This window comes from Paenibacillus sp. FSL K6-2393, assembly GCF_038002545.1.
Classification (GTDB): Bacteria; Bacillota; Bacilli; order Paenibacillales; family Paenibacillaceae; genus Paenibacillus.
Genome location: NZ_JBBOCU010000001.1, coordinates 5595546 through 5607243, shown reverse-complemented (window position 1 = coordinate 5607243; position 11698 = coordinate 5595546). Strand labels below are relative to the sequence as shown.

Genomic DNA, 11698 nt, shown 5'->3' with positions numbered 1-11698 from the left:
ATTCAAGGCTCGAAGTGAGGTTGTAACTCAGCGAGCGCGGTAAAAGCGAGCAACCGCTCCGATGGTGCACAAGCAGTGAGGGGGAGGAAGGAGCCGCAGGAGTGAGTTTGGCATCCGATTTCAACCGCCAAGAGCGGTGGAAAGAGAAATCGGAGGACAAGAGAGCACCAAGGCCCTACCACCCCCGAACGTCCGTTGTGCATGCAAGCTGTCCTATTAAGGTGCGCTAACGCAGATAAACACTTAAGATTCATCTGTGCTGGCCTATGTCTGAGGCCAATCATGCTCTAAATATGGGGAGAGTTGACCCTGCGAAGTGGTCAATCCCATAAGACCGAGCGAACAAAAAGGCTCGAAGTGAGGTTGTAACTCAGCGAGCGCGGTAAAAGCGAGCAACCGCTCCGATGGTGCACAAGCAGTGAGGGGGAGGAAGGAGCCGCAGGAGTGAGTTTGGCATCCGATTTCAACCGCCAGGAGCGGTGGGAAGAGAAATCGGAGGACAAGAGAGCACCAAGGCCCTACCACCCCCGAACGTCCGCTGTGCATGCAAGCCGGCCAATAGCTCTGTGGCCAGCCCTGCATTACATGGGGAGAGTTGACCCTGCGAAGCGGTCAACCCCATAAGACCGAGCCAACAAAAAGGCTCGAAGTGAGGTTGTAACTCAGCGAGCGCGGTAAAAGCGAGCAACTGCTCCGATGGTGCACAAGCAGTAAGGGGGAGGAAGGAGCCGCAGGAGCGAGTTTGGCATCCGATTTCAACCGCCAGGAGCGGTGGAAAGAGAAATCGGAGGACAAGAGAGCACCAAGGCCCTACCACCCCCGAACGTCCGCTGTGCATGACAAGCCGGCCAATAGCTCTGCGGCCAGCCCTGCATTACATGGGGAGAGTTGACCCTGCGAAGCGGTCAACCCCATAAGACCGAGCCAACAAAAAGGCTCGAAGTGAGATTGTAACCCAGCGAGCGCGGTAAAAGCGAGCTGCTGCTCCGATGGTGCACAAGCAGTGAGGGGGAGGAAGGAGCCGCAGGAGTGAGTTTGGCATCCGATTTCAACCGCCAGAAGCGGTGGAAAAGAAATCGGAGGACAAGAGAGCACCAAGGCCCTACCACCCCCGAACGTCCGCTGTGCACCACCCCAAAAAGGTTTTCGTTTTTTGCGCAATTGGGTTACATCTCCAAACTTCGAGCCAAACAACATTTGAAAGGGGAGCATTCCCATGACTGATTCCATTAAATTTACTAATCCCATCCTGGAGCAGCGCGCTGATCCTTGGGTGTACCGTCATACAGATGGTTACTATTACTTCTCCGCTTCTGTACCAGCCTTTGATCGGATTGAGATCCGGCGAGCAGAGACTTTGGAAGAGTTAAGAGATGCCAAGCCAGTAACAGCTTGGACCAAGCGTGACACAGGGCCAATGAGTGCCAACATCTGGGCACCGGAGATTCATTTTATCGATGGCAAATGGTACATACATTACGCTGCGGCTCACACCAGTGAGACCAACGAAGGACTGTTCGATCATCGGATGTATGTTCTAGAGAACGATTCCGCGAATCCACTCGAAGGAGAGTGGGTAGAGAAAGGGCAGATTTACACCCGGTGGGAATCATTCGCACTGGATGCAACGACCTTTGAACATAAGGGTATCCGCTATCTGGTCTGGGCACAGAAAGATCCTGATATTGTGGGCAACTCGAACCTGTACATTTCCGAAATGGAAAACCCGTGGACGCTACGCGGCGAACAGGTCATGATCTCTACACCGGAGTATGATTGGGAAATCATCGGCTTTAAAGTTAATGAAGGAGCAGCTGTGATGCATCGGAATGGACGGTTATTTATCGGCTACTCGGCAAGCGCGACCGATTACAATTATTGTATGGGTCTGCTCACCGCAGATGAAAATGCCGACTTGCTTGATCCGGCCAGCTGGGTGAAATCACCCGAGCCGGTATTCCAGACTTGTGAAGCGAACGGTCAATACGGTCCGGGCCATAACAGCTTTACGGTGTCACCGGATGGCAAGACCGATATTCTGATTTATCATGCCCGTAATTACAAAGACATCGAGGGTGATCCCTTGTATGATCCGAACCGCCATGCCCGTGCTCAAGTAATTCATTGGCGTGAAGATGGCACACCTGATTTCGGTGTTCCAGTTCCAGATGGAAAAGCAGTAGCTGAAGCAAAATAAGAGGTAAGTGAAACCTTAAATACGAGAGCCCTTAGTTAGCGAGTGATGCTGATTAAGGGCTCTTCTGTATGTGAACGATAAGATAGAGTAGTCTGAACATATGTGTCCTGGACACAAAACAAAGCAACCACAACGATGATTTCTGCGTATGAGAAAGATACAGATTACGATGCAGAACCTATTAGGAGGATCACATATGGATTCACGCGAGACGTTGGACAAGGAACTTGAACAGATTTTGAAATGGGAGAAACAACAGAAAGACTTATTTATTTGGGATAAAATCGGGCGTTTGCCCTTTGCGATGTTGGATAAAGTGATGCCTAAAGCACTGAAACAGAAGATCGGAGATTCCCTGAACGATGTGGGTCAGTATGTGCAGAATGGAGGCAAGTTCCTCGTACAAAAGAAAAAAGTAGCCAAGCTGCTGCAAGAGGAAGCCGAGAGGTCCGGTTATTCCATGATGGATACGACCTATCGTCTGGAACAGGATGCTGAAGCTGAGGGCACAGCCAAAATTCATAGTGTAGAGAATCTGCCACTTCAAGTGCTTGATCAGGTGGCCGATAACATTACCGAGAGTCGAACGAAGTTTGCCGCGGCTCAGGGAGCAGCTACAGGTTTTGGTGGCATTGTAACCATTGCAGCAGATATTCCGATGGTTATGGGGCTTTCCTTGAAGGTACTGCAGGAAATGGCACTATGTTACGGGTATGATCCGGATGAACCGCTGGAGCGCATCTTTATTGTCAAATGTCTGCAATTCTCTTCCGCTGATATTGTAGGCAAGAAAGCGATTATTGAAGAACTGGCAGCATACGACGATCCGGACAAGCCCATTGAAGTGGTATCGCAGATGCAGGGCTGGCGGGAAGTGTTTAACTCCTACAGTGAATCCTTTGGTTGGAAGAAACTGTTCCAACTCGTGCCTATTGCCGGCATGGTCTTTGGTTCCGTGAGCAACAAAAATACAATTCGAGATGTAGCCGAAGCAGGTAAAATGCTGTACAAAAAACGGCTGATCCTTCAGCGTTTGAAGTAAGGTTACAGAATAAGTAGTATTATAAAAGAATATTTATATTGAAAGAGATGAATTTGTTATGTTAAACAAACAGGGTTTCTATGATCTTTTAGATAGCAATAATATCGTTTACGAAAGTATTGAACATCCCGCAGTATACACGATGGAGGAAATATTCTCTTATCAGATTCCGCATACAGAACGTATCGTTAAAAATCTGTTTCTGCGTGATGACAAGAAGCGCAACTATTATCTGGTGACGATTGCTGGGACGAAGTCCGTTGATTTGAGAAGTTTAAGCGAAAAGATACCTAGCCGCAAATTAAGTTTTGCCAGTGAAAAGGATTTGTTGGAATTCCTCAGATTGGAAAAGGGCCATGTAAATCCAATGGGAGTGTTTAATAACATACAGAAAAACGTGACCGTAGTTTTTGACAAGGATCTAGTCGGTCAGAAAATCGGAATTCATCCGATGGAAAATACGGCGACGGTATTTCTTGAATTTGAAGATGTGAAGGAACTGATTACAGCTCATGGCAGCAGCTTTATCATGTGTGACGTTGAATAATACGTTTGAAGCTAAATACGAGAAAAACATATATAACAAAAAAAGGTTCCTGCCGTTCTGTATATACAGAGATGGCGGGAACCTTTTTGTTATGGTTGAACTTTTTATTCATACTGTAAATGCAGGTGACTAAAGTGAAATCTAACAAACTCAGCAGACGTTATTTGGCGATACTTCAATAATCCCGATTTCTAAAGAATCTCAGACACGTTATTTCTACATTTAAACGCACATTCCAAGGTTTTTGGCCTTTTTCTCGGGAATAGCGCTGCTCAGATCCTTTAGATTTCGAAACCGGTAGTATTCGTTCAAATAAAAGCTGTCAGGTTCGTTAGCGCAAGATAACGTCTTATAAGGGCGATGCTGCCACGTAAGGATTGGATCCAATATAGAATAAATAAAAAGTGGACACCTGTTGATGTATTTTTTACTCTTCACTACCGTTTTCTTTTGCCCAGATATTCAGCAATTTATCGGATGGAAGCAAGAACGTGAAGATCCCAAGCAGGGGCAGGAAGCTGCACATCTGCATTACGGGTGATACACCGAAAACATCAATCCAATTGCCCAGCACGAGTGCGCCCAGGCCTCCCATACCAAATGCCAGACCAGTAATTAGACCGGAAACTGTTCCGATTTTGCCTGGAATCAGCATTTGTGCGTACACAACCGTAACTGAGAAGCTGGATAACATGATAAAACCAATAATGGTAAGCAGTACACCTGTCCAGAACAGATTCGCATAGGGTAACAACAGAGCCAGCGGAGCAGCTCCAGCCATGGACAGGAAGATCAGGTTACGTTTGCCGAATCGATCTGCCAGTGGGCCTCCGAAGAACGTACCAAGTGCTCCAGCAGCCAGGAACAAGAAGATATAGATCTGCGCGTCCTCTGTTGACAATCCAAAAGTATCTTTCAGATTAAACGCATAGAAGCTGCCGATGGAAGCGATATACCAAGAACGAACAAAAACAAGCAAGATTAATATCGTAATGGCGGCAGTAATCTTCTTGCGCAAAGCAGGATTGGGTGCACGACGAGCAGCAGCCTGTCTACGCAGATATCCTCCCGATTGCAGCATACGTCCATACCAACGGGCGATGTAGATCTGAACTGCAATTCCCATGGCAGCAATGCCTGTAAATCCAATGGCACCGAACAGTCCAAACGGGATAAAGATCCAGCGTGTAAGCAATGGGGCAAGGGATTGCCCAGCGTTACCACCAACCTGGAAGATGGACTGTGCCAGTCCACGGCGTTGACCGGCAGCCATGTGTGATACACGCGAACCTTCCGGATGGAAAGCAGCGGAACCCAGACCGACAAAGATAACGGAAATCAGGACAGCCATATAACTGTCGGCGAAGGCCAACAGCAACATGCCGGTAAATGTAAAACCCATGCCAATGGGCAGAATGGACGGCGTCGGTTTTTTATCAGCAAACCAGCCTACGACAGGCTGCATAATGGAAGCGGTAAAGTTGATAGCAAATGAGATCCATCCGATTTGAGTATACGTGAGATGCATAGAGTCTTTCAGAATCGGAAAAATGGCGGGAATGACCGACTGGATTGAATCATTGAACAGATGAACCAGACTGATTGCAATGAGTATCCGGTATACGGTGCTTTGGGCATCCAATCCGGGTGGGTTTTTCGAACGCGCTGTGGCGTCCTTGGTTAATGAGGTTTGTGTAGACATGTACAATTCTCCTTTGGTCGCGGTCACGAGGGATCAGCGCCTGATGTTATATTCTATGCGTGTAAGCATATTGTTACATAATAGGATAGATTGATTGGACCGACAAGGGGAACAAAGGAAAACGTTGATGAATTCAACTCTATTTCTGAGGTGTTTATTTATAGCATTACATTTACAAAAGAAACGTATTACTTTAGCATCTAATGTAAGAAAATCCATATTTGTGTGTAAAAAGGATAGAGGAGGGATGGATATGAAATCCTTATCACCTTATGAATCCGCCAAACGCGAGCTGGTAATGACCATTTTATATATGGCTGTCGTAACGTTTCAGGCTATCTATGTTGCACCGAAATCTCTATCTGCTGCTATCGTCATCTTTATCATTTTTCAATCGATTGGTGTTTTGATGTTGAGACATTACGTCAAAAAAGTCAGAGAACTAAAGGACGATCAAGCCACTTGAACGTCAGTTGAATCGAGGATTTAGAAGAAAGCTGAACTTCGTATAAAAATCGTATAAACTGTAAAAAAACAAAAGCCGAACTTCTTCAGATGGAAGAGTTCGGCTTTTGCTTTTATTTTCGGAATCCATTAACGATTATCAATCGTCTCCGGATACATATCATGATTCATCATGCGGTGCTCGGCCATCTGCTCGTACTTCGTTCCTGGCTTACCATAGTTCGTATACGGGTCAATGGAAATGCCGCCGCGCGGTGTGAATTTGCCCCATACTTCAATGTAGCGTGGGTCCATCAGCTTGATCAGGTCGTTCATGATGATATTCACACAATCCTCGTGGAAATCACCATGGTTGCGGAAGCTGAACAGGTACAGCTTGAGTGATTTGCTTTCGACCATTTTGATATCAGGAATATAGCTGATATAGATCGTTGCAAAGTCCGGCTGACCCGTAATCGGGCACAGGCTGGTGAACTCTGGGCAGTTGAATTTCACAAAATAATCGCGGTACGGATGTTTGTTATCAAAGCTCTCCAGGATGCCCGGATCATATTCAAACGTATATTTAACGTTCTGGTTGCCCAGCAACGTCACATCTTGCATCTCATCAGGTTGTCTCATCGGTTATTAAACGCTCCTTGTTTCCGCCAAAGCCCAAAGCCTCGCGGTATATATGAATAGGCCATTTGCCTGTTTAATTCTCTTCATTGTCTGAGGACCTTTCGCCCTCATCCTTACATCATGCCGCCCATTCCACACATACTGTCCATCAGACGCCGCGTTTGTTACCCCATACCAGCGTATGAAGCTGTGGAAGCACACGAACATCATTCAGGTCATCGGAGGCACTGACTTGGTCAATCAGCCACTCATAACGAGCGAGCAGCGAGGACGCCAGATCTGGCGTATCGGCGGAAGTCACATCCGGGTTCCCGGTTTGTAAAAATAGATCCGTGCCCGGATAACGTGCATGCACACGGCGGGCATAGTCCAAGTCTGTCTCATCGAAGATCACGATCTTCAGACTATAGCTTCTTTCTACCGAGCCAGCGGCCAGCCGTTCGATCAGATCATCCAGCACGGCCCAATCGGTGTCCATGCCGGAGCTGGGTGGCTTGGGCGAGACAGTGACTTCGTCAATGTCCGCCAGCCAAGGCTGCCAGCGGGAGCCCTGCGTCTCCACCGCAGTGCGGATGCCGTTCTCCCGCAGCAGGGCAACCAACCCGCCCAGCGAAGCGAGCAGGGCGGGATTACCGCCAGAGATGGTGACATGGGAGAAACGCGTGCCGCCAACGCGGCGCAATTCTTCCCATACATCCTCTGGCGTAATCATCCGAATCTGGTCCTTGCCACTGCCGTCCCAGGTAAAGGCCGAGTCGCACCAGGAGCAGCGATAATCGCAGCCCGCGGTGCGAACAAACATCGTTTTTTGCCCGATGACCATGCCTTCGCCTTGAACCGTCGGACCAAAAATCTCCATCACAGGGATACGCGCCTCTTGGTTGCGTTCGCGCGACTGTCTCTGTTCTACAATACTACTCATCAATCATCCACTCCCGTCTCGCTTCCGCGTAACTGGTGGGTGTCTCGAAGAGTCGGACAAACTCCGTACGCCCACCATCGGTCAGCCCGGCATAGGGCTCCGTCTGGAGCGCATGTTCCATCTGTTCGAACAGCCAAACGACCATATTTTCAGCTGTTGTATTCATTAAAGGAAGTGTCTCGTTGAGGTACTGATGATCCAGATAGCCCTCAATCTGAGTTTTCCATATATCTTTGATATGTCCAAAATCAACTGTCAGCCCGGTTTCACCCGGATAACCGCTGATGCCAAAAATAACTTTATACGTATGACCGTGCAGGTTTTTGCACTTGCCTTCATAACAATGCAGGTGATGTGCTGCGTCAAAGGTGAATTCTTTGCTTACAAGCACACGTTTGCGGTGATAGCGCAGCTGGGTGGGTAGAATATCTTCTCCGATGCGTTGCAGATGCTCTACAATACGGAATGTTCCCGGCTCTCTCATCGTACATCCACTCCCGCAGATTCAGCAGCAGCACGTTGCTGTACATAACGATCCAGTCCGGCTTTGCGCAGTTTGCAGGCAGGGCATTCTCCGCATCCATCGCCGATCACGCCGTTATAACAGGTCAGGGTACGCTCGCGTACATAATCAAAAGCACCGAGATCATCGGCCATCTTCCACGTTTGGGCTTTGTCCAGCCACATGAGTGGGGTATGAATGACAAATGGGTAGTCCATCGACAGATTAAGTGTCACATTCATCGATTTCACAAATGAATCCCGGCAATCCGGGTATCCGCTGAAATCCGTCTCACATACACCTGTAACCAGGTGACGTGCTCCTTTTTGCTTGGCCATAATGGCCGCAAAACTGAGGAACAGCAGATTTCGTCCATCAACAAATGTACTCGGCAGTTCGCCTTCTTCATGCGTAATCTCCACATCCGTGCGAGTGAGCGCATTGGGGGCAAGCTGATTTAACAGGCTCATATCGAGTACCGTTTGCTGTACCCCCAGATCACGAGCGATCTCGGCTGCACATTCAATCTCCAACTTGTGGCGCTGACCGTAATCAAATGTAACAACCTCGACTTCGGCAAACTGTTGTTTTGCCCAGAACAGACACGTGGTACTATCCTGACCACCGCTGAATACAACGACTGCTTTTTCTTCGTTCAACATAAAAAAACCTCTCTATCTTCTTGAGATCAAACCATGCACATAGGCATAGAGTGTCGGAAGAACAGAGAAGTTCATGAACTGGCATCCATAAAAAAACACACTTTCTCGATAACCGCTTCAAAAAAGCAGGTAAGAGTAAGTGTCCTTAGTTTTTTACGTACCTGATTGCATAGTGACCGCAACGTGTACGCAAGACTTATACTGACCATCACATGGTCAAGTCTTATAGAGGGAGTTCGCGAACCTCTCCCATGCCACAGGCATGGATTTTCTTCTTTAATTGTCTGAACCATTATAACATGAAACCGCGTGGTGACCACCCCACTGGAGCATAGTGGCAACTAGTCTGTCTGTTTCATCAACTAACAGCTTATTTGATCAATACATTGCCAAAAGGAATCACTTCTTTCAAAATTCGTTTGAACAGTCCCTCATCGTTAAGATCCTGTTCCAAGCGGTGATTCTCACGTCCAGCCTGAAAGAGTACAGATCCATGTCCTGTCATCTTCCAATGATAATTCATATGCTGACTGGCAAGGTTGTTACCATATACGGTGAGTTCCAGATGTGCATTTTCGGGATAGGCAATAATGCTGCCAGCATCCACATAAAGCGGCGCTGTTGGGTGAAGTTCCTGTTGGCAGACCTGGCCTTGAGTGAGCAATCCGATTTTGCCTTTGCCGGAAAATTTCATTTTCACTGCATCACGGGTGATCAGCATGTTTTTGATTTTCTGAATTTTGGTATGCATGGTTACACCATCAGAGTAGAAGAACAGGTGGCGGAAGTCATAGAGCAGATCACTGTCCTCCGTGAGCTCCACTTCCTTCATCGTGAATCCGGGAGGCAGGGCAGCCACAAATTGGCAAGGTCCGGTGATTTCGGATTTAATCAGCTTTTTTTTGCGATATATGCCCGTGATATTCATGAATTTATCATTGCGACTCCCACTTGGACCGCGGAAGGCCACAATTTGCTGCGGATGCAAAATATGAAGGCGGTCATCTTTAATGAGTGAAAATGTGACGACTTGTCCTGCTCCGCCTGCTTCAGCATTGTTCAGGTGTATGTTCATGCAGTTGCTCCTGTTCTTTTATACTCGGCCCGAACGGCGACGCATTCCCCAGCGCATCACACGAATCAGAACAAAGTAACCCAATATGAGAGAAACGACAGTGATGATCGTCGTCTGAATTCGTTTGGTGGTAGCTGCTTTGGCATTCTGGTCGTCCTGTAATTTACTTACCATTTCAGTGAGTTTCTGGTTCTGAGCCAGCAGTTGTTCGTTCTGGGTCTTAAATGCTTCGACATTGGCCTGGGCTTGTCCCAACTGAGCGGACGTTTGATTTAGTTGCTCCATCGTTTGCTTATAACTTTCCTGCAGAGCGTTCACTTCTCCGGGAAGTTCGGAGACTCGCTCCCATCCGCTGTATATATCCGTAAAAATATTGGCACTGGCTGCACTTACTGTTGAAGCGATCGAAACGGTAAATAGAATGCATGTGGTGAATAACACCCGAATGAAATAACCCTGAATGGATTTTGGCATCGTTAACACCTCTTTCTTCGGTTAGATAGATCAATCGCCGAATTCGTCGTCTATTGTTGAAATACGGCTCTTACATTATACGTCAAAACCGGGACGATGGGTTCAAGATGATATCGTTTTATTACCCGAAATATTTAAAATTATTTAGGAACAGGGCTGTTTAACTTACAAATCTGTGGGGTAATAGAACGATAGGCAAGCACACCGGACCGTTTTACAGATCTTTTACTTCAGTTCCGGGTGCATGCTATTCACAAATGCGCAATTTAATGAACGATACCAATATATCCGATTGAATATAAGATCGTGAACATGAAGGAGTAGAAACATATGTACACAACAGATCAGAACACATCAACCAAAACAATCATGATCACTGTGAATGGAGAGCCAGTAGGGCGTAAGCTGGTCATTGACAGTGTCACCTATGCACCGGTAAACGAAGCAGATGGTGTACAATATTTACACAAAATGGGAATCGATCATCCTACTGTTTAATTTGGGACTTGTCATAGATAAGTGATTGATAAGCTTGGCCTAGTGCCAGGCTTTTTCGTCGTTTATTGTCGTATTGAGACGGATTTAGGGATATAAAACTAATATATTGGAAAAATTTAATGAGAACATGTGTTCCGTGACAATATAGTGTCCATTCACCCTGATAACTTAGAAGATAATACATATAAATCGGGGGAGAGACTACCAGTGAACTCAGTCTTTGAAGTATCTTATTCGTGGAATAAAGAGGCCATACCGACAGGGGGAGCCGACCCCGTATATATGATGGTAGAGTGGCGTAACGGTGCCCCTGCCAAAAGACTTAGGAAAATAGCACCCAAAATTGTATCAAGAGATTTGGAACTTTTGCTCAAACCGGAATATGGAGTGCAGCTAAAAGGCATCTATGGATGTCGTTCCAAAGAAACGGATATTGGCTGGTTATTGAGGCTTGGGGATATGTACAAGGGAGAAAGTAAACAAATTTTGCTTGAATTCGTCATGGGACCCCGTGTATCAGGAAAAGCTGCCGTATGTTCAGCCTACTGGAGCACAAGGAAGTTGAAGCAAAGTCAACGTGTATTGTTACGAAGAGAACAGTTGTATATTCAGTACACCAGTCATCTGGGCATGTTGCGCCAACCGGAAGATCCCAAGGTGGAGAAGACGATCAAATTAAGTGAAACCGTGCCCCTGATCAAACAAGCCCTGCGCGCCTACGAAAGAGGCCGGGTTCAGGAGGGAAGTAATATGTTGCGTCGCCATGCTGATGCGTTGTTAATTGAAGCTGCGCGGAAGCAAGATCTGGACTATTACGCAGAAGCCGAGATCGTTGAAAAGCTGCGTTATCACTACGGGATCACCTTTACAACAGGATATCATGATCGTGAAAAAAAGATATTAGGGGAATAGGGTTGATTTCAGATGGTAACGGTATAGAGAGAGTCTACATATTTGAAGGTGAAGTTTAGGAGAAGGTCGAATGTATGTA

13 protein-coding genes are annotated in these 11698 nt (G+C 46.9%); 6 read left to right on the top strand and 7 right to left on the bottom strand.

Features of this window, described 5'->3' with window-relative positions:
• Nucleotides 1-1216 precede the first annotated feature (1216 nt).
• The 3 genes from MHI14_RS25010 (at nt 1217) to MHI14_RS25000 (ending at nt 3786) form a co-directional block, all read left to right on the top strand.
• A complete protein-coding gene (locus tag MHI14_RS25010; protein WP_341131474.1) occupies nt 1217-2197 on the top strand; it encodes a glycoside hydrolase family 43 protein in 981 nt (326 codons plus the stop codon).
• A 196-nt stretch (nt 2198-2393) separates the two neighbouring features.
• Complete coding sequence (locus MHI14_RS25005; RefSeq protein ID WP_091033971.1) at nt 2394-3239, top strand: EcsC family protein; 846 nt, start codon at nt 2394-2396, stop codon at nt 3237-3239.
• A gap of 58 nt (nt 3240-3297) precedes the next feature.
• Nucleotides 3298-3786 carry a prolyl-tRNA synthetase associated domain-containing protein gene (locus tag MHI14_RS25000; protein ID WP_341131473.1) on the top strand — a complete coding sequence of 163 codons (489 nt, stop codon included), beginning with the start codon at nt 3298-3300 and terminating at the stop codon, nt 3784-3786.
• 427 nt (nt 3787-4213) lie between these two features.
• On the opposite strand, the gene MHI14_RS24995 is transcribed toward MHI14_RS25000, so the two are convergent.
• Nucleotides 4214-5488 carry an MFS transporter gene (locus tag MHI14_RS24995; protein ID WP_176872761.1) on the bottom strand — a complete coding sequence of 425 codons (1275 nt, stop codon included), beginning with the start codon at nt 5486-5488 and terminating at the stop codon, nt 4214-4216.
• 253 nt (nt 5489-5741) lie between these two features.
• Here MHI14_RS24995 and MHI14_RS24990 point away from each other — a divergent pair, with 253 nt between their 5' ends.
• Nucleotides 5742-5954 (top strand): hypothetical protein, encoded by a 213-nt coding sequence (locus tag MHI14_RS24990; protein ID WP_341131472.1) that lies wholly within the window; start codon nt 5742-5744, stop codon nt 5952-5954.
• A 128-nt stretch (nt 5955-6082) separates the two neighbouring features.
• Here the strand turns inward: MHI14_RS24990 and queF are convergent, their stop codons facing one another.
• The 6 genes from queF to MHI14_RS24960 all read right to left on the bottom strand — a co-directional run bounded on the left by queF (nt 6083) and on the right by MHI14_RS24960 (nt 10209).
• Nucleotides 6083-6574: a preQ(1) synthase gene (gene queF / locus MHI14_RS24985; protein ID WP_076209554.1), complete on the bottom strand. Its 492-nt coding sequence runs from the start codon at nt 6572-6574 to the stop codon at nt 6083-6085.
• Nucleotides 6575-6722: 148 nt separating this feature from the next.
• Nucleotides 6723-7496: a 7-carboxy-7-deazaguanine synthase QueE gene (gene queE / locus MHI14_RS24980; RefSeq protein WP_341131471.1), complete on the bottom strand. Its 774-nt coding sequence runs from the start codon at nt 7494-7496 to the stop codon at nt 6723-6725.
• Entirely contained in the window at nt 7489-7980 is a 492-nt protein-coding gene (gene queD / locus MHI14_RS24975; RefSeq protein WP_036611465.1) for a 6-carboxytetrahydropterin synthase QueD, read from the bottom strand. Before queD ends, queE begins: the two co-directional genes overlap by 8 nt.
• On the bottom strand, nt 7977-8657 hold the full coding sequence (gene queC / locus MHI14_RS24970; RefSeq protein WP_341131755.1) for a 7-cyano-7-deazaguanine synthase QueC: 681 nt from the start codon (nt 8655-8657) through the stop codon (nt 7977-7979). The genes queD and queC overlap by 4 nt, the downstream gene beginning before the upstream one ends.
• A 373-nt stretch (nt 8658-9030) precedes the next feature.
• A complete protein-coding gene (locus MHI14_RS24965; RefSeq protein WP_036668803.1) occupies nt 9031-9735 on the bottom strand; it encodes an AIM24 family protein in 705 nt (234 codons plus the stop codon).
• Between the two features lie 18 nt (nt 9736-9753).
• Complete coding sequence (locus MHI14_RS24960; protein WP_036611459.1) at nt 9754-10209, bottom strand: hypothetical protein; 456 nt, start codon at nt 10207-10209, stop codon at nt 9754-9756.
• A gap of 330 nt (nt 10210-10539) precedes the next feature.
• Here MHI14_RS24960 and MHI14_RS24955 point away from each other — a divergent pair, with 330 nt between their 5' ends.
• Both MHI14_RS24955 and MHI14_RS24950 read left to right on the top strand, forming a co-directional pair.
• Nucleotides 10540-10707: a hypothetical protein gene (locus MHI14_RS24955; RefSeq protein ID WP_017690196.1), complete on the top strand. Its 168-nt coding sequence runs from the start codon at nt 10540-10542 to the stop codon at nt 10705-10707.
• Nucleotides 10708-10914: 207 nt separating this feature from the next.
• Nucleotides 10915-11619: a hypothetical protein gene (locus MHI14_RS24950; RefSeq protein ID WP_091033957.1), complete on the top strand. Its 705-nt coding sequence runs from the start codon at nt 10915-10917 to the stop codon at nt 11617-11619.
• Nucleotides 11620-11698: the final 79 nt, after the last annotated feature.

What these genes read in the sequence shown, in the direction of transcription:
- MHI14_RS25010 (WP_341131474.1), top strand. Translation starts at nt 1,217, where the DNA reads ATGACTGATTCCATTAAATTTACTAATCCCATCCTGGAGCAGCGCGCT.
- MHI14_RS25005 (WP_091033971.1), top strand. Translation starts at nt 2,394, where the DNA reads ATGGATTCACGCGAGACGTTGGACAAGGAACTTGAACAGATTTTGAAA.
- queD (WP_036611465.1), bottom strand. Translation starts at nt 7,980, where the DNA reads ATGAGAGAGCCGGGAACATTCCGTATTGTAGAGCATCTGCAACGCATC.
- MHI14_RS24960 (WP_036611459.1), bottom strand. Translation starts at nt 10,209, where the DNA reads ATGCCAAAATCCATTCAGGGTTATTTCATTCGGGTGTTATTCACCACA.
- queF (WP_076209554.1), bottom strand. Translation starts at nt 6,574, where the DNA reads ATGAGACAACCTGATGAGATGCAAGATGTGACGTTGCTGGGCAACCAG.
- MHI14_RS24990 (WP_341131472.1), top strand. Translation starts at nt 5,742, where the DNA reads ATGAAATCCTTATCACCTTATGAATCCGCCAAACGCGAGCTGGTAATG.
- MHI14_RS24965 (WP_036668803.1), bottom strand. Translation starts at nt 9,735, where the DNA reads ATGAACATACACCTGAACAATGCTGAAGCAGGCGGAGCAGGACAAGTC.
- MHI14_RS24955 (WP_017690196.1), top strand. Translation starts at nt 10,540, where the DNA reads ATGTACACAACAGATCAGAACACATCAACCAAAACAATCATGATCACT.
- MHI14_RS25000 (WP_341131473.1), top strand. Translation starts at nt 3,298, where the DNA reads ATGTTAAACAAACAGGGTTTCTATGATCTTTTAGATAGCAATAATATC.
- MHI14_RS24995 (WP_176872761.1), bottom strand. Translation starts at nt 5,488, where the DNA reads ATGTCTACACAAACCTCATTAACCAAGGACGCCACAGCGCGTTCGAAA.
- queE (WP_341131471.1), bottom strand. Translation starts at nt 7,496, where the DNA reads ATGAGTAGTATTGTAGAACAGAGACAGTCGCGCGAACGCAACCAAGAG.